The following is a 23,958-nucleotide window of genomic DNA, read 5'->3' on the forward strand; positions in this document are numbered from 1 at the left end:
ACACACTCTCTTTTTGCTATTCATATATAATGCATATTGGAATAACAGAATGACTTAATGTAAATTTTTCTTATTTTTACTGTCTTTAAGCTTTTGCGGAGTAACATCTGTTCCTTTTTCATCGACGACTTTAATGGAGTGAAGGTGGTTTGTCATCGATTTTCGAAACTCTTTTAAGTACTCCTGACGAAGAGCTTGCTGCTCAGACGCTTCTGCCTCTGTCAATCCTTCCCCTTTTGCTTTTTTAGATAAAAAATTAATGCGTGCAATTTTTTCTGCTGATAACATGAAACTAGCTCCTTATAATAGTTCTTAAAGAGGTTGTTCAAAAAGTACGGAGAAAGTGATAGCCGAATTTTTGCAGCGGTCTGCTTTGGCGCTTGTTACGCATAAACATCGTAAGATTTGCTCCTTTTCACTTCCCTACTCTGTTTATCCTCCATCTTGAACACACATTTTAATATATGTAGTCATCTTACTAAACCGTTGACATCTAGGCAAGCGATTCGTCTTCTTTCTCCATATGCTCTCGATAACGACGATGAACAGTTGCTTTTGAAACATCATATCCAAAGCCCCTTAATGTCGCTGCAATTTCTTCGAACGTTAAATCATTGCCACGTAAACGAATAATTTCTTCTATCGGAACGTCTTTGCGGTCTCTCCCTGCATTTTCCCCTACATTTTTCAAATTTTTTTCAGGTCGGTAGCCTTTTTCGACCGCACGCTTCATCCCTCTGCGAATCTTGGCATTATGCAGCTTGCGCTGATATTCTTCTACAATACTAATTATCTCAAGCATCATGGAGTCTGACTCCGACAGATGAAGCTTTCCATTATGACTAATCGTGTATACTTGAATGCCTTCTTTTACGAAAAAATGCAATAAAGCAATTTTAGCATGCCCCCGCCCGAGTCTTGTTTCATCTTGGACAAGCAGAATGTCAATCTGTTCCCGCTGGACTACTTCAATGACTTCCATCATCCCGTCACGATCAACATCAAATCCGCTTGCCTTTTCCTCTATTGTATGAACCACTTCAAACGAATACCGCTCAGCAAGCTGCAGCAGTTCTTCCTTTTGACGTGTTAGAGAAGTTTCTTGTGTATCTTTTTCCGTACTTACCCGACAATAAATGATGGCCTTCAATATATATCACTGCTTTCCTAATTACTGGCGAACATCATTACTAGCGAACATCGACCCCTCTTGAAAATCCTTCTTTAGAATGGGAACGTAGATCAATTCCCCAGGCACAATCGGTTTGTATTGAATGTTATTTTTCGCCTCTACCCATTCCACAAATTCGGCAGCTGATAACTTGTGCTGCTCTTTATATTCGTGTGCCAATTCCCAAAGCGTATCTCCGGCACTAATTGTAATAGTTGCATAGCTTTCGAGGTCGGGACCTTTCGCAAAAGATGTTACAGCGTATGTAAATACTGCTAAAATCATAAAAAACATCGCATAATATGTAAAGGATTTTACTGTTTTATTCATCTTCATCACCTCATTATTAGAATGTCTGTTCTTATTTTAATACGAACATTTGTTTTTAGTCAACACATTTTCGAACTTATGTTTGTATCTGTTATCTATCCATGTTATAATGAACTTAACAAAGTCGTTGATTTGAGGTGAGAGAATGACAAAGTTATCAAAACGACAACAAGAGATTTTAAGTTTCATTAAAGAGGAAGTAAAATCAAAAGGTTATCCGCCTTCTGTGCGTGAAATCGGAGAAGCAGTCGGGTTGGCATCAAGCTCTACTGTCCACGGTCATCTCGCCCGTCTGGAAAGCAAAGGATTAATTCGCCGAGACCCAACCAAACCGCGTGCTATCGAGATTTTAGACACGGATGAAACCAACCATATTGCTAAAGCCAATGTTATTAACGTGCCGATTATCGGAAAAGTCACCGCTGGCCAGCCTATCACCGCTGTTGAGAATGTAGAGGAATACTTCCCTCTCCCTGATAAATACGCAGCTCCTGAAGATCATATCTTCATGCTTGAAATCATGGGTGACAGTATGATAGAAGCAGGGATTTTGGATGGTGATTATGTCATTGTCCGTCAACAACAAACGGCAAACAATGGAGACATTGTAGTTGCTATGACAGAAGATGACGAAGCGACAGTTAAACGGTTCTTTAAAGAACCGCATTATATCCGTCTTCAGCCTGAAAACTCTACAATGGAACCAATCATTTTACAGAACGTTTCCATTTTAGGGAAGGTAATTGGCGTATACCGTTCTATTCACTAAGAAAGTGCTCGCCATAATCTGTTATCATTCGCACAATAAAAAAAGAGGCAATGGGAAAATCCACTTTTCCCATTGCCTCTTTTTTTACAAAGCTCTGTTCTAAAAGATTGTTGTTTTTAGATAGGTTTCTTGAAAGATAACCGTTTATGTTGGTTGGAACGGAAGGTGCGAGACTCCTACGGGAGCAGCGGGACAGAGACCCCACAAGCTGTAAGCCGAGGAGGCTCACCGCACGCCCCGCGGAAAGCGAGCAACCTGGGGCGGAAATCAACCACTCCCCACTACTTGTTAAATAGCAACAAAGTTTGCGAAAACAGCCTTTTACAAAAAGGTTTAGATGGCAAAATTAAAGGGGATGGATAGATAGATGATTGAATAATATAGGCGAGGTAAAAAAATGACAAAACATTCTATAAACATTCAGCCTCTTCGTGTCCATAAAGCAATGCCTCAATTTCTCTTTCCCTTTTCTATTCTAAAAAAAGAAAAGCAATCTTTAATAAAGCTGCTTGGAAACGAAGGATTTCACTTTTATACACTCGAAAACGAGGAATTGGAGAATGCTTTTTACGGTGATGGATTTCACGTCTCTCATTCAAGCCTTGACCAGTACTTTTTGCCGTATATTGAGCAGATGCTGTTCCCACAAGCCAAAAACGATCCGGGACTGCTTCGTTTTTCCAAATCCCTCAATCATAGTTGTGTGCTCAAAACGAAACATCATGACATTCCATTTTCCATACACTCTGTCGATATTATTTTATGTCCTTTTGACATTGGGATCATGACTATTCGAACAGAAGTAAATAAAGATGAATCATCCTACTCGGATGTGCTGGATTTCATGAATCACTTCCGGGTATTGGAACCGAAGCTGGCAGAGCAAAGAGCAGCCAATATCATTTGCTGCGGGGAAACGTTTAAAACCGTTCAAAAGTATATTTTTTCACATCTCTTTTCCTTTATTGTTCCGTTTGTGGATCGCGGTAAAAAACAATCCACGTACTTTGGCAGCCTTCCTTACTTTGTGGATGAAAGAATGTATGCCATCGGCTATATGGAATTGGACAATCAATGCGAAATGGATGATGTCAATTTATTTCGCACAGGCCAGCTTAACAGCTACGATAAAGAAGGCCATTTATTCATCTCTGCCCACAACATGGATTATATCCAAAATTATGTTGATAAGCACGTTCATAAAAGATGGGCGCCTGAAACGTATTACACTATAAGTGATCATGCTTTCAGCTGTCTTACATTTTCACCCTGTGTCAAAGCGACAGCCATCGGTAATGAATGGTTTGGGCAAAATTATTACAATTTACTGCTTCATTTCTTTTATAAGATTGTTTTATTAAAATTAACATATGAGTATTCCACGTTAAATTTTGAAAAAGATCAAGATAATGTTGAAAAGCTGATTAAATCTATTTCAGTTTTTTCAGCTAAATATCTTTTCTCAGAAATCAGCTCCCGAACAGAAGGTCAGGAATTTTCCCAAGCCTTTAAAGAAGTTTTTCATATTAACTCTCTTTACAAAGAAGTAAAAGAAACATTGTCTACTCTTTATCAAAATCAAGAGAAAATGGCAGACAAACGAAATAATTATCTGCTTCTGATTTTAACGATTTATACCGTTATCTCAGGAATCTATGGAATGAATCTCGTCATTGAGGATTGGAAAGGAAAAATTGATTGGGCAAAACTGGCCAATTACTCATTATTTGAGTATATTTCCTTGGTTGTCGCTGTATCTGGAATCATTTTAGGCATTGCCATGGCAATTGGAGCGGTGTTTAAGCTTGTAAAGGAATTTCTAAAAAAGCGAGAAGGCGAAGAGAGATGAAAAATGTAAAAGTCCTTCCATAGATATATAAGATTTTTTAGGAAGATGGTTTCTCATCTTCTTTTTTTAATATAGCGATATCGCTGATGGATTTAAAACATCAGCTCTATTAACACTGAAATCCAAAGATACCTTCCATGAAAAGATTCCCTGATGAAATAAAGAAGTTTTTTCTTTTATCCATTTCTCTTTTTGTAAATATTCCATTTTTTGCATAAATTCGACTCTATTCGACAAATATATAAATACGTCAACTTATCTTAATAACGTACATATTTTCATATCATTTTTTCACTTTTCAGGCAGAGATTAAAGGTCTAAATTGGACAACTCAACTTTCACTTGGCAATGTCATACCATTACGTATTAAAGAATCCATTGTGCTTAAACCGTAGGAAGGAGTGCTTTACATTGGCACACAAAGCAGAAAAAACCATTTTAATCTCTTCTTGGATTATTACCGCTTTATTATTAATTCGATTTGTACCTAAGGATAAAATTCGCCACGCACAAGTACCCTTTCTGTTTAATCAGGTGATAACTTGGTTTTTCGGATTGCTTGTAGTAGAGAAAGGATTGATTGAATATCCCTATCGACTTTTATTTAGGAAATCAAATAAATCTAGTTTCACTTTTGAATATTTTGTTTATCCCTCACTAGCTGTTCTCTTTAATCTTTACTATCCTGAAAAAAGAAATTTGTTCATAAAAGCTCTATACTACTTTTTCCACATTTCACTTATTACTGTTTTTGAAGTGATTGCTGTTAAATATACTAAACTGATTACATATAAAAAATGGAATTGGCACTGGAGTTTTATCACGATATGGATTACTTATTACATATCTCGTTTACACTATAGACATTTTTTTAAAAATGAATTCCCGAAAGATAGTGCATAATGCGACCATACGTGTAATGCTTGGCAAATCAAACCTCATTTGATCCACCCCTTTGGACGAAAGGAAAAGAAAAATGAATTTTCTGGATATTTACTTTTCCTTTCATTCACTTTCAGTGTCCACTAAAAGCTTGCAAAATGGTTATTTTGCATGAATAAGTCAAAAAATACTGAAAATCAACATCATAGCCTATAACTTAAAGCCTACTACTTCCCATATGTCTGTTCATTCAATAAACCCGAGTAGTGACAGGCACCATTTTGGATTTTAATCACTTCCTCCCCCTGAATCACTGCCAGAAGAATCACCAAAATCATAGTTATAACCACGATCGTGATAATCGTCATGATCGAAAAAATGAACATCACTTTTGGTTTTTGCCGCATCCATCATTAATACAATTGTACTGGCGATGTGCATGACCATTCCCAGGAAAGGAATCCATGCGAGTACAGAAGTAACAATCCCTAAGATACTGCCGTGTCTCTTTTCGTTCTCCTTAATTGAAAGAATAAGCGTAACAATGTGTAAGATTGCCGTTAACAATAAAAGAGGCCAAAGGAGGGCCATAACACATAATCAATAGCGGGCTATGTATAGGTTCTTATCGTTAAAAGGATAATAATAATCATTACATGATATAAAAAATTCTAGCTCAGCTTAAGGGAGATTTTAAGAGAGCATGTCAAATCAAGTCAAACCGAGCTTTCAAGTGAACTCTTTTTTGTTGTTTTTTCTGATTCATTCCTCTCAAGTAGGGGTAGGTATTTTACTCTTTCAACGGTCGATTGTAAAAGAGGCAGGCTATGATAGTTGGATTGGTATAGTATTAGCTGGTCTGATGGCTCACCTTTCCCTCTTTTTTATGTTCAGGATGTTGAAGTATGAACATCAGGATATCTCACAAGTTCATCAATTTGTTTACGGAAAATGGCTGGGAAGATTATTTACATCTTTATTTATCATTGAATTTACATGGTCAGGTTTAGCCATTTTACGTGATTATGTGAGGCTGCTTCAAATATGGATATTTCCTGATCTCCCAACATGGATTCCAACGTGTTTAATTTTGGCCCTCCTTTATTACACCATTGCAGGAGGCTTTCGCGTCATGGCTGGAATGAGTTTCTTTAAAGTGATGTTTACTTTTGCCATTATTCTTCCGATGTTTTTTACACTCGGTTATGCTCACTTTGGAAATCTTTCGTTGATTCCTACTCATACGATGAAAGAACTTTGGGATGCTACAACATCCATGTCTTTTAGTTATGCTGGATTTGAAACGATCTTAGTGTATTATCCGTTTATTAAAGAAGGCCAAAAGTCGAAGAGTTATGCTTATCTAGGAAACGCCGCCACCACCTTGTTATATTTGCTTACTGCCTTCATGTGCTTCATCTTTTATAGCGAAAAGCAATTAACTACACTTATTTGGCCATATTTAACAATGGCTTCTAATCTAGAGTTTAGTACCATCCAACGTCTTGAAACAATATTTGTTTCCACCTGGGTGCTCGTGATTGCACCAGCAGTGATTCAGCATTTATGGTGTGCGAGCCGTTTAACAAAAAACATGTTTAAAGTGAAACAAAAATATCCACTTATCTTCTTTATGATTATTATTGTAGTGATGTCCAATATTATAGATGATAGTCAAGAGTGGGATCTCATAAGAGATTGGAATGGAAAAATTGCATTTTATCAAAACTATGTCTACATCCCTGTTCTCTTTTTCGGATATCTATTGATGCGAAAAGTAAAGCATACTTCTCCATCATCCTAAAAATTATGCATACTATATACAAATTTAGTTAATATAACCATCTGTTCAGGAAATTGGCCACTGTGAAACCTAGTGTCTCCCAAGAGGTTTCACAATGGCCGTTTTTATCGCTTTATGCACGTTTTTATAAATTGTTGATACATCAACGCTTTCGGCTTCTGAAGAAGCCTGATAGCTGCCTAAAAAAGTGGGGTTTTATGCAATCTCTGGTTTAACTACAACTCCCCTTGCATCATATTTGAACAATCCACTGTTTTGTCCCAGTTTTATTTACCAATGCCACTTCACTGGATGATAACCATTTCAATTTTCCGAACATTGTAGCGTTTCTCTATCGTCACTCTAAAAGATCTCGAAACAAGGAGCTATGATTATCGTTGTAATTTCTTATGAAATTATTATTTGATTGCCAAACTAATTAATTATTTTACTTAAACAATACAGGTTTCTACATTTTTCATCATCATTTATAGTATTATAAGCATAGGGCAAATTTCACGAAAGTGAGAGACGCAAAGCCACGGACCTAAAGTAATAGCAATTACCATGGTGGCCGGGTTGCCAAAACTACTTGTTGTTAAAGTGGTTTTGTATAGTTTTAATAATTATTCCTTTCTAAATTTGCCTATTTTATTAGAAAGGTGACTTATTTAGAGTGAGCAAAACTGCACTTATTGCCGATGATTCTATGTTTATGAGAGCTTGGTTAGGAAGAATATTAGTTCAAAATGGTTACCAGGTAATCGCGGACGCTGCTAATGGTAATGAAGCAGTCGAGAAATATCAACTATATTTCCCCGATGTTGTTTTATTGGACATCACCATGCCAGGTACAAATGGACTGATTGCATTACAAAAGATTAAAAAGATGAATCCATCCGCAATTGTTATTATGTGTTCTGCATTAGGACAAAAACATTTAATTATGGAAGCCTTAAGATACGGGGCTAAAGATTTTATTATTAAGCCTTATTTCGATAATTTAATCCCAGTCCTACAAAATCTAAAGTAACACTTTGCATTCCTAATAAGGGATGCTTTTTTAATAAACAAAGTTGTCTTTTAACAACCAATAATATTGAAAATTATTTTTCTTCGTTGTTTTTCATTTTTACACCATAACAGCTTTTGGGTTTTTCAAATTCTCTTACAAATAAAAACTGTTTATTAACAAGATTTCTTATAAAATTGGATAACGCATTTCAATAAAAATTTTTTATACTAATATTTCGTGCAATATTTCAAAGCGAAGCTTATTACGATAAGACCGTGACCAAAATAAAGAAAACCCCTCAACACCAATGGTGTCAAGGGGTTTGGCTATTAATACATCGACATGTACTGCTCGCGCTCCCAAGGGTGAACTTGTGTGCGGAACATATCCCACTCGATTTCTTTCGCTTCTACAAAGTGTTCAAAAATGTGCTGACCTAATGCAGAGACAATGACTTCATTTGATTTTAAGTTGTCTAATGCCTCTGCTAAAGTTGCTGGTAAATCAACGATACCGGCTGCTTCGCGCTCTGGCTTTGTCATTACATAAATGTTGCGGTCAACTGGTTTTGGAGCCGCTAATTTATTTTTGACTCCGTCAAGACCTGCCGCTAATAATACAGCTAATGCTAAATATGGGTTAGCAGCCGGATCGACACTGCGCACTTCAACGCGTGTGCTCAATCCACGGGAAGCCGGGATACGGATTAACGGGCTGCGGTTACGTGCAGACCATGCTACATAACAAGGAGCCTCATAACCCGGTACTAAACGTTTATAAGAGTTTACTGTCGGGTTCGTTACAGCTGTAAAGCTCGTCGCATGTTTTAAAATACCTGCGATAAAGTGTTTAGCTGTTTCACTTAACTCCAAATCGCCTTTTGTATCATAAAATGCATTTTCACCATTCTTGAATAAAGATAAGTTGCAGTGCATACCAGAACCGTTTACACCGAACAATGGTTTTGGCATGAATGTCGCATGCAAGCCGTGCTTACGAGCGATTGTTTTAACAACAAGCTTGAATGTTTGAATATCATCACAAGCTTTTAATGCATTCGCATACTTAAAGTCGATTTCGTGTTGCCCAGGTGCTACTTCGTGGTGGGACGCTTCGATTTCAAATCCCATTTCTTCAAGCTCTAATACGATATCACGACGGCAGTTTTCACCTAAGTCTGTCGGTGCCAAGTCGAAGTAACCGCCTTTATCATTTAATTCCAATGTTGGCTCGCCTTTTTCATCCAGCTTGAACAAGAAGAACTCCGGCTCAGGCCCTAAGTTGAAGTCCGTGAACCCTAACGCTTCCATCTCTTTTAACATGCGTTTTAAGTTGTTGCGCGGATCCCCTTCAAACGGTGTGCCATCCGCATTATAAATATCACAAATAAAGCGGGCTACTTTTCCTTTTTCAGAAGTCCAAGGGAAAATAACGAATGTATCAAGATCAGGGAACAAGTACATATCAGACTCTTCAATACGTACAAAACCTTCAATAGAAGAGCCGTCAAACATCATTTTGTTATCAAGCGCTTTTTCTAATTGACTCACTGGAATTTCTACGTTTTTAATTGTACCTAAAATGTCCGTAAATTGGAGACGAATGTATTTTACATTCTCCTCTTGAACGATTTTTACAATATCGTCTTTCGTGTACTTTGCCATCGTTTTGTCCTCCCCTTAATCAACTCAAATATATTGATTAGTATACTCCCATTTGAAGCATACATATATCCTAATGAAAAAATCTAGAGATATCTCCTTGATTTAAAGCGGCGCGGTTGAAGCGTCCTGCTTGCATCAATTCTGCACGAAGAAGTTTACGCAATTCTTCATCAGAAAGTTCTTTGTTATTTTCTTTTATAGGCTCATTCGGAAGAATATTACCTTCTTCTTCTTTAACTTGGAATATTTTCCTGATCCCTGCCAAGTTTACGCCTTGTTCGATTAAATTTCTAATCTCTAATAGTTTATCTACATCATTGAAAGAAAACAAGCGCCGGTTGCTCTCTGTTCTTGCGGGAGCAATCAACTCATTTTCTTCGTAGTAGCGAATCTGACGAGCGGATAACTCCGTTAATTGCATGACAATACCGATTGGAAATAACGGCATATTACGTCTAATATTGTCACCCATCTCTGTTCCTCCTTCGCTTAACTTATTTTCATTTTATTCCATGTTAGGTTTTCTGTCAATAAAATGTTATGTTTTCTTACATATTTTTCTATACATAGGAAATATGATTTTTTTTATAAGCCGACCAACCTGTTTTCGATTAAACGATCAATCGCTGAACAAATGGCGACTTTTACATGTGCGTATGTTAATCCTCCTTGAACATAAGCTACATACGGCGGGCGAATAGGCCCGTCGGCTGTCAGTTCAAGACTGGCTCCTTGAATAAAAGTTCCTGCCGCCATAATGACATCATCTTCATATCCTGGCATATAGGCAGGGTATGCCGTCACATGTGAATTGACAGGAGAAGCATATTGAATCGCCTGGCAAAATGTGACCATTTTGTCACGATCATCAAACTGAACGGATTGAATTAAGTCTGTTCGCTTATCATTCCATTTCGGCTCCGTATTTAAGCCGATTCTCTCCAGCATGGCTGATGTAAAGACCGCACCCTTTAGAGCCTGGCCGACAACATGGGGAGCCAAGAAAAATCCCTGGTACATTTCTTGTAAACTGTAGAGAGTAGCCCCTGCTTCAGCTCCAATTCCAGGAGTCGTCATGCGATAGGAACAAGCGTCCACTAACTCTTTCTTCCCCGCTATATATCCACCGATTTTCGCTAAGCCGCCGCCCGGATTTTTAATAAGCGAGCCAGCCATCAAATCGGCTCCCACATGAGTAGGCTCCTTTATTTCCACAAACTCCCCGTAGCAGTTGTCTACAAATACAATCACATCGTGTTTAATTGATTTAACGAATTGAATCATGTCTGCAATTTCTTCTACCGTATAGGAAGGGCGGACCCCATATCCCTTTGAACGTTGAATCCCAATCATTTTTGTATGTTCATGAATGGCTTCTCTTACAGCCTCATAATCCACTCGTCCTTCGTTCGTTAAATCCACTGCACGGTAACTAATATTGAACTCACGAAGCGATCCTACACCCGATCCGCGAATCCCTACAATTTCTTCTAATGTGTCATATGGTTTCCCTGTAATATAAAGTAATTCATCACCCGGACGCAGCACGCCAAACAATGAAATTCCGATGGCATGTGTTCCTGAAATAATTTGGGGGCGAACAAGGCAGCTCTCTGCTCCAAATACATCAGCATACACCTTCTCAAGAGTATCGCGCCCCGCATCATCATATCCGTATCCCGTGGAAGGATTAAAATGGGAATCGCTTACCTTGTTTTGCTGAAAACTTTTGAGCACACGAAATTGATTGGTTTCAATTACCTCGTCAATTTGATCATGTACGCCTTTAATTTGTATTTGTACTTCTTTCGCTACAGCTGCAATGGCTTCCCCGTTTTTTAACTGGTCAAACATGTTCTATCTCCTTTAATTATCATACTCTCTTAGCTGCGAAAAAATGGGATGGTTCTCATCGACATGCCCTTGGCAAATATACAGATTTTTCTCTTCATTGAATTGAATAAAATCAATAATAGTCTCACCCTTTAAAGCGGCGAGCAATTTTCCCTCATCTGCTGGAACGAGTAAATCGTAACGTTTCATATTTTGTTTCATATAATGTTCAAGCGTCATTCCGAGTTTCTTTAAATCCATACTGTTTAACGCGCTCATGGAAATCGACTGGTTCGTTGTCGGCACAAAGTCGGCATGTTGAATATCTTGTTTATTGTAAACCGTAAGCATTGGAGTCGACGACACTTCCAATTCATCCAAAAGCTTGTGAACCGTTTTTTCGTGATTGAAGTAATCTTGATTCCCTGAATCAACGACGTGTAAAATAAAATCCGCTTCTCTTACTTCTTCTAAAGTCGAGCGGAATGCCGCGACAAGAGTGGTCGGCAAATCTTGAATAAAACCGACCGTGTCTGTCAGCAATACGTGATAGCCGCATGGCAGCACATATTTTCTCGTCGTCGGATCAAGAGTGGCAAACAGCTGATCTTCCTCATAGATTCCGGCAGCCGTCAAGCGATTAAACAACGTCGATTTTCCTGCATTCGTATATCCCACAATCGCCACCTGGAACGTGTAATTTCGCTTTCGGCGCTCACGATAGCGCTCACGGTGCTGCACAATGGTTTTTAACTGATTTTTGATTTCATCCACACGGCGGCGGATATGGCGGCGGTCGCTTTCCAGCTTCGTTTCACCCGGCCCTCTCGTTCCAATTCCTGCTCCAAGACGTGAAAGCGCTGTTCCTTGGCCAACTAATCGCGGCAACAAATACTCCAGCTGAGCCAGCTCTACTTGAAGTTTCCCTTCTCTTGTTTGGGCACGCTGTGCAAAAATGTCCAGTATGAGCTGGGTGCGATCGATGATGCGCGCCTCCAATTTCTCCGATAGATTTCGAATCTGACTCGGTGATAGCTCATCATTAAAAATAATGAGGTCAGGTTCAAGTTCTTCTTCCAATTGAATAAGCTCTTCTACCTTTCCTTTTCCGATATATGTAGAAGGATGAACCCTGTCACGCTTTTGCGACGTCCTGACAAGCACTTCTGCCTGGGCCGTTTCGGTTAAAGACGCTAGTTCATCCATTGAATATTCAAAACGCAGATCGTCAAGCTGATTCAATTGACACCCTACTAAAATGGCTGTTTCTTTTTCTTTTTTCAGTTCAATGACCAAATAAAATTCCTTCCTTTACTATTAAGAGTGGCAAACTATCCCTATCATACCAAAAAGAAAATGAATTCTCCAGAAACGTTTAGTGTTGCGGGCTTTTTTCCTGAAAAAAAAGATTGAAATTCATGCATAATCTCTTTAAAATTTGAAATGGTTTACATATATTATTCGACATAAGGGGTATGAGCCATGACTTGGGACGTTTTGAGCATCATTGGAACGATTGCTTTTGCTGTCAGCGGAGCCATTATTGCGATGGAAGAGGAATATGACATTTTAGGTGTATATATATTGGGTATTGTCACTGCATTCGGAGGAGGAGCCATTCGTAACTTATTACTTGGAGTACCAATGTCTGCTCTTTGGGAACAGGGAATGTTATTTCAGATTGCCCTTTTATCGATGACAGCCGTCTTTTTATTTCCACATAATTTATTGAAGCATTGGAACAAATGGGGGAATTTTTTCGACGCCATCGGATTGGCCGCTTTTGCTATTCAAGGCGCATTGTTCGCTGCTAAAATGGGCCATCCGTTAAGTGCATCTATTGTTGCAGCTGTTCTGACAGGAAGCGGCGGCGGGATCATCCGCGATTTGCTGGCAGGGCGAAAACCAACCGTGTTAAAAGAAGAGATTTATGCTGTATGGGCCATTATTGCAGGAGGTGCAGTAGGACTAGGAATTGCAAAATCCCCGTTTGAACTGTATTCTCTCTGCGTCATCATTGTGGTGCTGCGCATGTGCTCGTATATGTATAGTTGGAGTCTGCCAATTAAATCACTCGGTGTTAATAAAAGAAATACTTCTCTATAAAGAAAAGCGCAAGCACCTCGTTCAAAGAAGGCCGACTAAGAACGCCGCGTCCTGCGGCAACGTCAGCATGATCCACATCCTGTGGACCCAAGGAAATAGGGATTGACCCCGTATACGCTTTTTGCCTTATGCGGGCAATCATCTTTTCCCGTGCTAAGCTAGGTGCTGGAGCTAGACACCAGTACTTTCTATAAAAAAGCAGGGACATGTCGGATGGAGGTTTCCCATTCGACATGTCCCTGCTTTTTAATTCGTTTTCCCCGACGATTCGCCTAAGATTAAATCAATGCTTTTAATGATAAGCAAATCTTCTCTCCTGTACGATTCGTTCATGAGTAAACGCATCGCCTGAGTCCGAATACCCTTCTCGATAATGTTTCGGATATATCGCCCGTTGCTGAATGTAAACGGCATTTGGTTTTTAATCGTTGTAAGATGATCACGTAGTTTCCACTCCGCTTCTTTTGACAAAGTGTACTCTCTCTCTTTTAGCATAAGCTCTGAAATTTCCATCAGCTGATTGACCGTATAATCGGGGAAATCAATAACAAGGGGAAACCGTGACTGCAAACCGGGATTCAAGGATAAAAATTGGTCCATTTCCCTTGAGTAACCAGCTAATATTAAAACAAATTCATTCCCTTTATCCTCCATATGCTTGACGAGTGTATCAATCGCTTCTTTGCCGAAATCCTTTTCCCCGCCTCTTGCCAGCGAATAGGCTTCGTCGATAAATAAAATGCCTCCTAATGCCTTTTTAATAAGGTCTCTCGTTTTTTGGGCGGTATGGCCAATGTATTCGCCCACCAGGTCTGCACGCTCGGCTTCAATTAAATGGCCTTTTGAGAGGACATTCATGTTAAAAAACAGTTTGCCTAGCAACCTTGCGACCGTTGTTTTTCCAGTCCCCGGATTTCCTTTGAACATCATATGCAACACTTGCTTTCCTGTTTTCAACCCTTCCTCTTCACGCTTTTTATTCACATACAGCCAGGCATAAATTTCCCGTATCGTCTTCTTCATTTCTTCTAGTCCAACGAGTGTACTCAACTCTTTTTCAATTTCCTTGAGGGCTTCATGCTGTACGGACTCTTCCTTTTTTATTGAAGATGAAACGATGGTCGTCGATATCTTTTTTTCCTTTTTACTTTCATTATTGAGGACGATATTGATTTGCCCGTTATTTTTTAACCTAATAGGCCGTTCCAAAAGCATTCACCTCTCATTCTTCCACTATCCTTTTGTGCGTCAGGTGAAAGTGGCTGCGGATGACTAGTCAATCTATTGAACTCTTCTACATCAACGGGGGAATTTAACCATAGGTTATCTTTACATTGTATGATAAAGGGATTCGCGGATATGTATAAGAATGTTCCAGGACACAAAAAAGGATCCCGCGCATTGGACAGGACCCTTTTTATACCGCTTTCTATTCTAATTCGACCGTAATATTTTTCGTCGGCACGAATGTAGAAATTGCATGTTTATAAATTAACTGCTGTTTGCCTTCAGATTCTAACAGCACTGTGAAATTGTCAAATCCTTTAATTAATCCTCTTAACTGAAAACCGTTAAGTAAGAATACTGTTGCATAGACATTATCCTTACGACATTGATTTAAAAATTGGTCTTGAATGTTAATAGATTGTTTCATCGGTCGGCCTCCTCTTTTTCTCTATCGTCATACTAATTCGCTTCTAGACGAATCTTTCCTGCAATGTATGTAAAAATTTCATGGAACTTTCCATCTGATAAACCATCGCTTACATCAAACCATTGGACAGGCATTTTATTGCGAAACCACGTCAGTTGCCGCTTCGCATAACGCCTGGAATTTTGCTTTAATTGTTCGATTGCTTCATCCAATGTTAAACGATTTTCTAAATATTGATAGAGCTCTTTATACCCAATCGCTTGAATTGACTGGGTGTCGCGAATCCCCTCTTCGTATAATCCTTTTACTTCCTCCAACAATCCTTGTTTCATCATAATATCAACACGTTCGTTGATACGGGCATACAATTGCCCGCGCTCCATCATTAACCCTACCAACGCCACATCATATAAAAGGGTTTGCTGTTGCGAGGCGATATGCTCACTAAATGGCTTGCCGGTTGTTTTATATACTTCAAGCGCTCTAACGACACGGCGTTTATTGTTAATATGTATTTTTTCGGCACTGACAGGATCAATTCGCCTCAATTGCTCATAGAGGACATCCATCCCCTTTTCTTCCGCCTCATGTTCTAACCGCTCACGGATGAGAGATTCGCTTTCTCGATCAGCAAATTCGTAATCATAGATAACAGACTGAATGTACAGGCCTGTTCCACCTACAATCATTGGCAAGCGTCCCCTAGCTGCAATTTCTTCTATTTTTTCGCGGACAAGCTGTTGAAAATCAGCTGTCGAAAATGATTCATCGGGATTTTTAATATCAATTAAATGATGTGGCACACCCTCCATTTCTTCTTGCGTAATTTTGGCTGTACCAATATTCATTCCCCGATAAATTTGCATGGAATCACCGGAAATAATTTCTGCATTCAATACCTTCGCCAGCTCAATGCTTAATTTTGTTTTCCCAACAGCCGTTGGACCAATCAACACCACCAGCTTTTGTTTCTCTCCCAACATGCAACACTACTTTCTTTTTTTGTTTCCATCATCTCATCATGCCCATTTTTTAATAAGCTATTCAACCTGTTCATCAAAAAATTGTAATGGTGCATAACGCCTCCTCCATTAAGAGAATGGATAGCCCCTTTATTCGGTCTTATACTTATTTGACGTATGCCTATGAACAGATGAGAATCATCATACCTTTTCTATTATCACATATTTTCATTTATCCCGCATTAACAGGCAGTAAGCCCCCCATTGATAGAAAAAGAAAATAACGTACATACAGACTGCAGCCGATGAAAAGGGCTTTTTATCGGTTGCAGTTGCCTCCGCTTAATTACAACCGCTTCTCATTTTCACCCATGTACATGTGAACCGTTATTCCTACCCTGCTAACTTCTTCTTAACTTTCTCAAATGGACAATTATCAAAATATTTTTTTTCATTAATATTACTTCTGTAATATAATTCTTCTTACTCGTTTAAACTTCTTTCGAAATAAAAAATGGTTATCTGCAAAGTCTGACATCTAATAATTTAATTATGTTAAAGAAAAATTCTTATATCAATATTTTGTACGACTTTTTGAAATTATTTTACTTTTATTTTCTATGTTCCCATAAAAAAATCCACGTGATATTATCGTTGAGGTTTTGGAATATCTAGAAATAATTTACATAAAGATTCTTCCATCCATGGAGATTTTTTGTCCATCAATGGATAAAACTCTCCAGCTGACATCATCATGTCTCCAAAACCTTTATTTATAAAAATCGACTACCTGATGAGGTGAATGATGATAGCACATGAACAAGTTCCAGGCGAGAAAATGAAACTATTAATGCAGCAAATATTTAATCTTAGAATAGATTTAAGCAAAATTTTTGTCCAAAAAGGACCAAGCAGTTCGGAATATAGGGAACTTTCGATTAAATTAGAGTCCCTTTTAAAAGCATACTACGAAGAACAACTCTTAAAGTTAATTAATATATTAAAAGAAGAGCTCATGGAGCTTTGGATAGAAAAAGGGTTTCAACATGATAAAACGATTGAGGCAACAACAAAACTCGATCAAATTATCATTCAGTATCAAAAGTTAAAAAACATTGGTTAGAAAACATCCTGGCTAAAATAAACAAAGGAGCTTTATAATGAAAAATAACCAATACCTTTATAGGATTTCTATAGGAATCCTGATGGCCTTTTTGGCCCTTCTTAACGCATATGTAAGTTATCCTGATTCAAGTCTTATATCCACTTTCTTTTTAATTCTTGCAGGCTTATTTTTGCTTTTTATAAGTATTCAAAATAGTATTGCTTACAAAAAATATCGCACTATGGAATCTAAATAAAAGAGGTGGATTTCCTTAAAAATCACTATCTCCCGGCGGAGCAAAACTTCTGCCATGTTATATTCCATTTTGAAAGACATACTTTCTAAAAATGATGAATTGGTAAGATACATGTAAAGTAACCCTTATTGTTTCACCCAAAATAATCCCTTCTTATACAAGGTCTTTAGAATCAATTGCTAATTCTTAATACCTATTAATTACACAATCTCTATGATAAAATATAAATATATTTATTTTAATGTAAATATCCTATGATAACGGCAAACCTATCGAAAGATAGGGACGCAAAGCCACGGGCCTAAAGCAATTGTAATGGTAGCCGAGTTACCGAGGAAAAGAAATGAATTTTAACCTAAACTTTGTGGGGCTGACCCAGAAGGTACGCAATGTGCCTTCTGGGTCAGCCCCATTGCTTTTACCAGTTAAATATTTATATAAATGATATTTATTTTTATATCTATAATTCTATTAATCTTTTTTATTCAAAGGCATTCCTCTTTAGGATTTTGGGGTCTCTGCATCTTGAATAGGTTCTCAAAGGTTCTCGTATAAGCGGCTGGCAAGAACCCGCAAGGGAGCTTGGCAGCCGCTTATGCGTAAATAATATGATATGGGCGCTTTTTGCCCATGTTAAATTATTTATGTGGATTTATATATAAAATAACTAATAATCTATTAATATTTCTAAAACACTACTTACCTATGGAAAAATAGTCCTCAATTTTATAAAATGGAAGCGCATCTAAATATAACTATTTGTGGAGAGAAACAGAATTTATGGATAAAATAGTCACAACAGGATACGGGGTAAAAGCCCCAACTTCAGGGGATTCTGAACAATTTCTAAAAAGCTTAAAAGAAGGAACACATGGGTTAGAATTAAGTTCCGAATTTTTTAATAACAATAATACAACTATTATCGGAAGGGTAACAGAAGGAATTGAAGAATTTGAAACTAATAGAGAATTTAAAAGATATTCAAGAACTACTATTCTAGGAATAGCTGCTGCAAAAGAAGCCATCTCACAGGCTAATCTATCCATTGAATCCGATTTGTATGTAAATCGAGTGGGTTTCTTTCTAGGAACTTCTATTGGAGATGAACCCGATGGGGATTTTCGAGCCGGTATTCAGCATTCTAATGAAAAAGAATTACATAAAGTACCCCTTACTTTTTTACACCACGCTAACTTCCATAGCATTACATCGGCTATTGCACACTTTATAGGAGTAAAAGGAATAGTAAGAACCATTTCGACAGGATGTACAGCCGGCTTGGAAGCGATGGAAGAAGCTATGCTATACTTAAAGAATGGACTCATTGATGTTGCTGTTGTATGTGGGGTGGATGCTCCTCTTTGTAATGCTACCGTTTATGCTTTTGCCAAAATGCGTCAACTCCCTTTGAACCAAAGTTTAGAAGAAGGAGCCGCTCCCTTTTCCAGACAAAGTAAAGGCTTTTCCATTGCCGAAGGAGCAGGAGTTGTAATTTTGGAGAGGGAAACTGATGCATTAAAAAGAAAAGCAACCATTTTAGGCGAAATTGATTCTATCATTTCAAATAATGATGGTGTCAATATTTATTCGTCAGATCCTTCAGGCCGACAAATGATTGAGGCACTCAAGCATTCTGTAAAAGGCCGTATTCCGGACTATATTAATAGCCAAGCACTCGGCCTGCAGACAAATGATTCGATCGAAAGAATTTGTTCTCTAGAATTATTTGGGCATGAAGTACCTTTCACATCTATTAAAGGAATGATTGGGCACACTTTCGGAGCTTCAGGGGTACTTCAAGTTATTACAAGTTTACTAAGTATTAATTACGGCTTCATTCCCCCGACAATCCGTACCGATAAATCTGGTTATGAAGACATGAACATTGTGATGGAAACAGTTTATAGAGACATCAATGAAGTCGCCATTACCAATCATGGATTAGGCGGCAATAATGCCTGCGCCTATATAAAGAAATATTAATTGAAGTGGGTTGATTGCATGTTTGTATCCTTTTTAATTTTTGTTATAGGCATCCTTCCCCTTATGCTGGGATTAAGTTTATTCCATCTTTATAGAGGGGTCAAGATGACTCTTCCTATTTTTATTTACATGGCGTTAATTAGCTTTTGGCAAATTGATATTAGCATTCTGTACTTAAAGGACGTTTTTTCGGAAAACATTGCATTATTTTTATTTAAGCTTTTTAGGGCCGCTACCATTTATGCAGTCCCAGCTATTTTTTACGTCATCTATACTCTTATCCATAAGCAAGAAGCTACTTTAAAGGAAAACAGTTGGATTAATAAAACCATTTTAAAGGTATTTACAAAAACAGGATTGATTGGGTTATTAATTTGGAGTTCATTCGTATATGTAATTAGCTGGACTGATTACGGTATTCAGTACTTAGGGGTAAGAGATATTCATCATTCACCCTTTGATTTTTACTTCCCCGTCTACGGAAACTTGAATTTCATATATAAAGTACATATCAGCAGTCTCGGTTTATTATTATTTTTGGTATACGTGGTTTCGAAAAGAATCCATAATCTTCACTTGCGTCAATTTTTAAGTACCTTCTCTCTTTGCTCTATTTTTGTATTTATTCCTGGCCTTTTGAATTTCTTTCCTGATACAGGTATTTTAATTAGCAGTGCAGGTGTTATTATCTTTTCAACACTAATCATGCTTGCATTCGTTAGGCTCCATCATTATAAAGCTATTCAGCTGCATCAAATAACTGAGATGCAAAAGAAAATGGATTATACCGGAAATTTAGCTGCCAGCTTGGTTCATGAAGTGAAAAATTGCACGACCATTATCAAAGGTTACTCAAAAATGATTGTAACGAACCAAGTAGATATTAAGAAAGATCCATCCTTATTATCGTTTATCGATTTAGCTGCTGATCAATTAGATACAATATCTACAAATTACAGAGAATACATTAAACATCGAGCAATCGAGTTGGAAATGGAAAACTTGAATACAATCATTAAAAACTCTATTGAATTATCGCAACAACTCGTTCATGATTGCGATACGACCATTGAGTTCTCAAAAAATTATCATCATCTTAAAGCATATGTAAACAAATCCTATCTCAGCCAAGTTATCATCAATCTAATAAAAAATGGAATAGAATCGATTCCTAAAGAACGGATTGAAAAAAAAATTATCATCGAAACGAACCTTGCAGGTGACTTAATTCATATTGACATTCACGATACAGGTAAAGGAATACCTTTGAGTAATTGGGAAAGTATTTTTGATCCTTTCATGTCATCCAAGAAAGACGGGATGGGGCTCGGTTTACCCTTTTGCAAAAAAATCATTTTTGAACATCGCGGTGATCTAAATATTATACATAGCGATGCAAACGGCACAACATTTAGAATCACTTTACCCCAATATGAATTCACAGATATAATCGATTCTAATGAAGAAATATTTTAGAGCCTAATTATCGATCGGCGCCTTGCTGCCCAGCTTCAATGGGAGGATTTTGGCCATGAGTTATGTCATGTATTGCTCCATGCCGGCAATCAAATGCTGCTGCCGTTCTTAAAAGAATTAGATTCCATGATCTGAGGCATGCACACGCTACGGTGATGCTTCAATTAGGGGAATCGTTTCCGAACATCTGGATGTCACGATGACTTTAAATAAATACAGTCACGTCACGAATAACATGCAGCGTGAATCCATTAAAAGCTTTTCCGAAGCGTTCAAGATGCAAGGATAAGACGAATGTGGTCAGAACATAAATAAAAACGCCAAAACCCTTATCATATCAAGGGTTTTGGCGGTAATTGTTTACATGACCCGTTTGAACATCTTCTCCATTTCATAAGTCGAGTAATGAACGATAATCGGCCTTCCGTGCGGACATGTAAAAGGATCACTTGATTGGCGCAGAGTTTCCAACAAAGCGAAAATTTCATCGGTACGTAAATGTTGATTTGCCTTAATAGACGCCTTACAGCTCATCATAATAGCCGCTTCTTCACGCAATTTCAATACATCTACTTTTTTCATAGTCAATACTTGCTGAATCATTTCTTCGATGATTTCCTGTTCTTCTCCTTTTGGAAACCACTGCGGATGGGAACGTACGATATAGCTGTTGTGGCCGAAATCCTCCAAAAACACGCCAACTTTCGCCAATTCTTCCTTATGTTCCTCCACCACCATTGCTTCATTCAATGAATACTCCAATGTAATTGGCATCAATAATTCCTGAACTTCCGTCTTCACATTCGCCAACTTGTCACGGAAATATTCATACTTAATGCGCTCCTGGGCTGCATGCTGATCCACGATGTACAGCCCATTTTCATTTTGAGCCAATATATACGTACCATGCATTTGTCCGATTGGATACATAGGCGGAACCCGGCTTTCTTGTTTCTCCCCATCCTCGATAATCGTGGCTGCTCGCGGTTCTTCCATCTCTTCTTCAAAGGAGATCTCCTCCTTCAGTTCAACGGAGTCACTCTCATCGTCTAACTCACCTATAGGCAACTTTTCGTACGAAGTATCGGGCTCCTCATACACTTTTTGGGAAACCGGTTCTTCTATCTCCTCTTTTGGCATCATGGAGAAAAAGGATGGAAAAGACACGGGTGTCTCTATCTTTGCCTCTTCTCGCTTCCGCTCATGCTCAAAATTAAATCGTTGTTGTTCTTCCTGCACAGGGGCCGTTTTCTTCTTCGGGGCGACTTCCGGGATAAGCTGTTGACGCTTAAAAACGGCACGGACGCTTTCTTCGATTAAAGAAAACAATTCCGCTTCTTTACTCAGCCGAACTTCCAGCTTTGATGGATGAACGTTAACATCAACTAAAAGCGGATCCATCTTAATGGTCAAAAAGACAATTGGATAACGTCCTATCGGAAGGAGCGTATGATAGCCTTGCTGAACAGCTTTCAGCAAAGGATAATTTTTCACGTATCGACCGTTAATGATGGTCGACATATAATTTCGAGATGCCCGAGTGATTTCCGGCAATGCCACATACCCTTCAATCTCATAATCGAGGGAATCAATATGGATGGGTTTCATCTTTTTGGCGATACCCACTCCATAAATAGCGGCAATTACTTGACGGACATCCCCGCTTCCATTTGTATAAAGTAACTGTCTTCCTTGATGAGTCAATTTTATGGATACTTCCGGGTGAGCCATAGCAATGCGATTGACCACATCCGTCACATTTCCAAGCTCCGTATTGACCGTTTTCATATATTTCAACCGGGCAGGTGTATTATAAAACAGGTGACTAACGATCATATCTGTCCCTTTTCGGCTTGATGTGGGCTCATGCACAATCACTTCTCCGCCTTTTAGCTTCAAATAAGTTCCTGGACCTTCCCCTGTACTCGTCTTCAGTTCAATTACGGAGACGGACGCAATACTCGGAAGTGCCTCTCCCCTAAAGCCTAGTGTACGGATACGAAACAGATCATTTTCCGTTTTAATCTTGCTCGTAGCATGCCGCTGAAACGCCGTTAAACAATCATCGTTTTCAATTCCATCGCCATTATCGACAATGCGGATTTTAGAGAGTCCCGCTTCTTCCAGCTCAATTTCTACAACCGTACTATTGGCATCAATAGCATTTTCCAGCAGTTCTTTCACAACCGAAGCAGGGCGCTCAACCACCTCTCCAGCCGCGATTTTATTAGACAACTCATCGGATAACTGCACAATCTTTCCCATCGTTCCACCTCCGCCTCTTCATTTTGTTTAGTCTTGTTCTTAAAAATCGTTGCTTTTTGTTTTTGGACCATTAAAAACTATTGAAGTAGAATGGACCGTCAAATAAAAATAACAGGTTTTAATCCATTTAAGGCAGCGGTCCATTCCGCCAGGGGAAACGAGAAAGGGAATACCTCCCCCCCTTCTCGTTTCCCCTGTTTATTATCGAAAAGAAAACCCTAGGCTAGGCCTAGGGTTCTAAAAAGCTTACAGCATGGTATTAAAAAAACTCCCCTGTGGTGCTAAAATATTTTTGGTTCGCCAACCAAAATATCAGCATACGGAGGAGTTTTTATGTCTAAAAAAGACACTAATAGTTTAGCACATACAACTTGGAATTGTAAGTATCATATCGTATTTGCACCGAAGTATAGAAGACAAGTGATTTATGGGAAAATTAAAAAAGACATTGGAGAAATACTACGTACCTTGTGCGAAAGAAAAGGTGTGGAGATTATCGAAGCAACAGCGTGTAAAGACCACGTACATATGTTGGTAAGTATTCCGCCTAAGATCAGTGTCTCTTCATTTGTAGGATATTTAAAAGGAAAAAGCAGTTTAATGATCTTTGATCGTCACGCAAATTTAAAATATAGATACGGAAACCGAAAATTTTGGTGTACAGGATATTATGTGGATACCGTTGGGAGAAATAAGAAGGTGATAGAAGAATATATACGCAATCAAATACAAGATGATATAGTCGCAGAACAATTAAGTATGATGGAATACATCGATCCATTTACAGGTGAAGAGGTAAAGAAAAAGAAACGAAAGTAAGGAGGAGGCCTTTGAGGTCTGGCCAGTAGAAGTAGT

General features: G+C 38.3%; 23 protein-coding genes, 1 pseudogene and 2 riboswitches. Of the genes and pseudogenes, 12 read left to right on the plus strand and 12 right to left on the minus strand.

What is annotated here, in order from left to right; all coding sequences use genetic code 11:
• Positions 1–54: 54 nt before the first annotated feature.
• The 3 genes from BK575_RS19940 to yneA form a co-directional block, all read right to left on the minus strand.
• Positions 55–288: a DUF896 domain-containing protein gene (locus tag BK575_RS19940; protein WP_078413085.1), complete on the minus strand. Its 234-nt coding sequence runs from the start codon at positions 286–288 to the stop codon at positions 55–57.
• A gap of 205 nt (positions 289–493) precedes the next feature.
• The gene (locus BK575_RS19945) at positions 494–1,150 is read right to left on the minus strand and encodes a YneB family resolvase-like protein (protein WP_078413087.1); all 657 of its coding nucleotides are present in this window, start codon (positions 1,148–1,150) and stop codon (positions 494–496) included.
• Between the two features lie 21 nt (positions 1,151–1,171).
• The gene (gene yneA, locus BK575_RS19950) at positions 1,172–1,501 is read right to left on the minus strand and encodes a cell division suppressor protein YneA (RefSeq protein ID WP_169907923.1); all 330 of its coding nucleotides are present in this window, start codon (positions 1,499–1,501) and stop codon (positions 1,172–1,174) included.
• A gap of 145 nt (positions 1,502–1,646) precedes the next feature.
• Here yneA and lexA point away from each other — a divergent pair, with 145 nt between their 5' ends.
• From lexA to BK575_RS19965, 3 genes are all read left to right on the plus strand, one after another.
• The gene (gene lexA, locus BK575_RS19955) at positions 1,647–2,270 is read left to right on the plus strand and encodes a transcriptional repressor LexA (protein ID WP_078413091.1); all 624 of its coding nucleotides are present in this window, start codon (positions 1,647–1,649) and stop codon (positions 2,268–2,270) included.
• 397 nt (positions 2,271–2,667) lie between these two features.
• Positions 2,668–4,119 carry a magnesium transporter CorA family protein gene (locus BK575_RS19960; protein WP_078413093.1) on the plus strand — a complete coding sequence of 484 codons (1,452 nt, stop codon included), beginning with the start codon at positions 2,668–2,670 and terminating at the stop codon, positions 4,117–4,119.
• Positions 4,120–4,530: 411 nt separating this feature from the next.
• The gene (locus BK575_RS19965; protein WP_078413095.1) at positions 4,531–5,022 is read left to right on the plus strand and encodes a CBO0543 family protein; all 492 of its coding nucleotides are present in this window, start codon (positions 4,531–4,533) and stop codon (positions 5,020–5,022) included.
• 267 nt (positions 5,023–5,289) lie between these two features.
• Here BK575_RS19965 and BK575_RS19970 read toward each other — a convergent pair whose 3' ends face one another.
• Positions 5,290–5,592, minus strand: coding sequence for a hypothetical protein (locus BK575_RS19970; RefSeq protein ID WP_078413097.1), 303 nt, complete (start codon positions 5,590–5,592; stop codon positions 5,290–5,292).
• Positions 5,593–5,704: 112 nt separating this feature from the next.
• Here BK575_RS19970 and BK575_RS19975 point away from each other — a divergent pair, with 112 nt between their 5' ends.
• A complete protein-coding gene (locus BK575_RS19975) occupies positions 5,705–6,805 on the plus strand; it encodes a GerAB/ArcD/ProY family transporter (RefSeq protein ID WP_078413099.1) in 1,101 nt (366 codons plus the stop codon).
• 477 nt (positions 6,806–7,282) lie between these two features.
• Positions 7,283–7,371: riboswitch (cyclic di-GMP riboswitch) on the plus strand.
• Between the two features lie 89 nt (positions 7,372–7,460).
• Positions 7,461–7,817 carry a response regulator gene (locus BK575_RS19980; RefSeq protein WP_078413101.1) on the plus strand — a complete coding sequence of 119 codons (357 nt, stop codon included), beginning with the start codon at positions 7,461–7,463 and terminating at the stop codon, positions 7,815–7,817.
• Positions 7,818–8,128: 311 nt separating this feature from the next.
• Here BK575_RS19980 and glnA read toward each other — a convergent pair whose 3' ends face one another.
• From glnA to hflX, 4 genes are all read right to left on the minus strand, one after another.
• Positions 8,129–9,463 carry a type I glutamate--ammonia ligase gene (gene glnA / locus BK575_RS19985; protein ID WP_078413103.1) on the minus strand — a complete coding sequence of 445 codons (1,335 nt, stop codon included), beginning with the start codon at positions 9,461–9,463 and terminating at the stop codon, positions 8,129–8,131.
• 70 nt (positions 9,464–9,533) lie between these two features.
• Positions 9,534–9,935: a MerR family transcriptional regulator gene (locus BK575_RS19990; RefSeq protein ID WP_028394459.1), complete on the minus strand. Its 402-nt coding sequence runs from the start codon at positions 9,933–9,935 to the stop codon at positions 9,534–9,536.
• A gap of 113 nt (positions 9,936–10,048) precedes the next feature.
• Positions 10,049–11,317 carry a methionine gamma-lyase family protein gene (locus tag BK575_RS19995; RefSeq protein ID WP_078413105.1) on the minus strand — a complete coding sequence of 423 codons (1,269 nt, stop codon included), beginning with the start codon at positions 11,315–11,317 and terminating at the stop codon, positions 10,049–10,051.
• 12 nt (positions 11,318–11,329) lie between these two features.
• On the minus strand, positions 11,330–12,592 hold the full coding sequence (gene hflX, locus BK575_RS20000; RefSeq protein WP_235867425.1) for a GTPase HflX: 1,263 nt from the start codon (positions 12,590–12,592) through the stop codon (positions 11,330–11,332).
• 186 nt (positions 12,593–12,778) lie between these two features.
• Between hflX and BK575_RS20005 the strand changes: the two genes are divergently transcribed.
• Positions 12,779–13,402, plus strand: coding sequence for a trimeric intracellular cation channel family protein (locus tag BK575_RS20005; protein WP_078413107.1), 624 nt, complete (start codon positions 12,779–12,781; stop codon positions 13,400–13,402).
• A gap of 246 nt (positions 13,403–13,648) precedes the next feature.
• Here BK575_RS20005 and spoVK read toward each other — a convergent pair whose 3' ends face one another.
• From spoVK to miaA, 3 genes are all read right to left on the minus strand, one after another.
• Complete coding sequence (gene spoVK / locus BK575_RS20015) at positions 13,649–14,611, minus strand: stage V sporulation protein K (protein WP_078413111.1); 963 nt, start codon at positions 14,609–14,611, stop codon at positions 13,649–13,651.
• Positions 14,612–14,831: 220 nt separating this feature from the next.
• On the minus strand, positions 14,832–15,056 hold the full coding sequence (gene hfq / locus BK575_RS20020; protein ID WP_028394464.1) for an RNA chaperone Hfq: 225 nt from the start codon (positions 15,054–15,056) through the stop codon (positions 14,832–14,834).
• 32 nt (positions 15,057–15,088) lie between these two features.
• A complete protein-coding gene (gene miaA, locus BK575_RS20025) occupies positions 15,089–16,036 on the minus strand; it encodes a tRNA (adenosine(37)-N6)-dimethylallyltransferase MiaA (RefSeq protein ID WP_078414889.1) in 948 nt (315 codons plus the stop codon).
• 784 nt (positions 16,037–16,820) lie between these two features.
• Here miaA and BK575_RS20030 point away from each other — a divergent pair.
• The 5 genes and pseudogenes from BK575_RS20030 to BK575_RS29525 form a co-directional block, all read left to right on the plus strand.
• Complete coding sequence (locus BK575_RS20030; protein WP_078413113.1) at positions 16,821–17,141, plus strand: aspartyl-phosphate phosphatase Spo0E family protein; 321 nt, start codon at positions 16,821–16,823, stop codon at positions 17,139–17,141.
• A gap of 37 nt (positions 17,142–17,178) precedes the next feature.
• Positions 17,179–17,379 carry a hypothetical protein gene (locus BK575_RS20035; protein WP_078413115.1) on the plus strand — a complete coding sequence of 67 codons (201 nt, stop codon included), beginning with the start codon at positions 17,179–17,181 and terminating at the stop codon, positions 17,377–17,379.
• A 252-nt stretch (positions 17,380–17,631) separates the two neighbouring features.
• Positions 17,632–17,714, plus strand: a riboswitch (cyclic di-GMP riboswitch).
• 445 nt (positions 17,715–18,159) lie between these two features.
• The gene (locus tag BK575_RS20040) at positions 18,160–19,362 is read left to right on the plus strand and encodes a beta-ketoacyl-[acyl-carrier-protein] synthase family protein (RefSeq protein WP_078413117.1); all 1,203 of its coding nucleotides are present in this window, start codon (positions 18,160–18,162) and stop codon (positions 19,360–19,362) included.
• Between the two features lie 105 nt (positions 19,363–19,467).
• Positions 19,468–20,838: a sensor histidine kinase gene (locus BK575_RS20045; RefSeq protein ID WP_169907925.1), complete on the plus strand. Its 1,371-nt coding sequence runs from the start codon at positions 19,468–19,470 to the stop codon at positions 20,836–20,838.
• A pseudogene (locus BK575_RS29525) lies at positions 20,839–20,940 on the plus strand (ImmA/IrrE family metallo-endopeptidase); the annotation flags it as partial.
• Between the two features lie 258 nt (positions 20,941–21,198).
• Here BK575_RS29525 and mutL read toward each other — a convergent pair.
• Entirely contained in the window at positions 21,199–23,103 is a 1,905-nt protein-coding gene (gene mutL / locus BK575_RS20050) for a DNA mismatch repair endonuclease MutL (protein ID WP_078413121.1), read from the minus strand.
• Positions 23,104–23,436: 333 nt separating this feature from the next.
• On the opposite strand from mutL, the gene tnpA reads away from it, so the two are divergent.
• Positions 23,437–23,922, plus strand: a complete 486-nt coding sequence (gene tnpA / locus BK575_RS20055; protein WP_078409725.1) for an IS200/IS605 family transposase — start codon at positions 23,437–23,439, stop codon at positions 23,920–23,922.
• Positions 23,923–23,958 lie beyond the last annotated feature (36 nt).

The organism is Priestia abyssalis, from assembly GCF_002019595.1.
GTDB classification, from domain to species: domain Bacteria; phylum Bacillota; class Bacilli; order Bacillales; family Bacillaceae_H; genus Bacillus_BA; species Bacillus_BA abyssalis.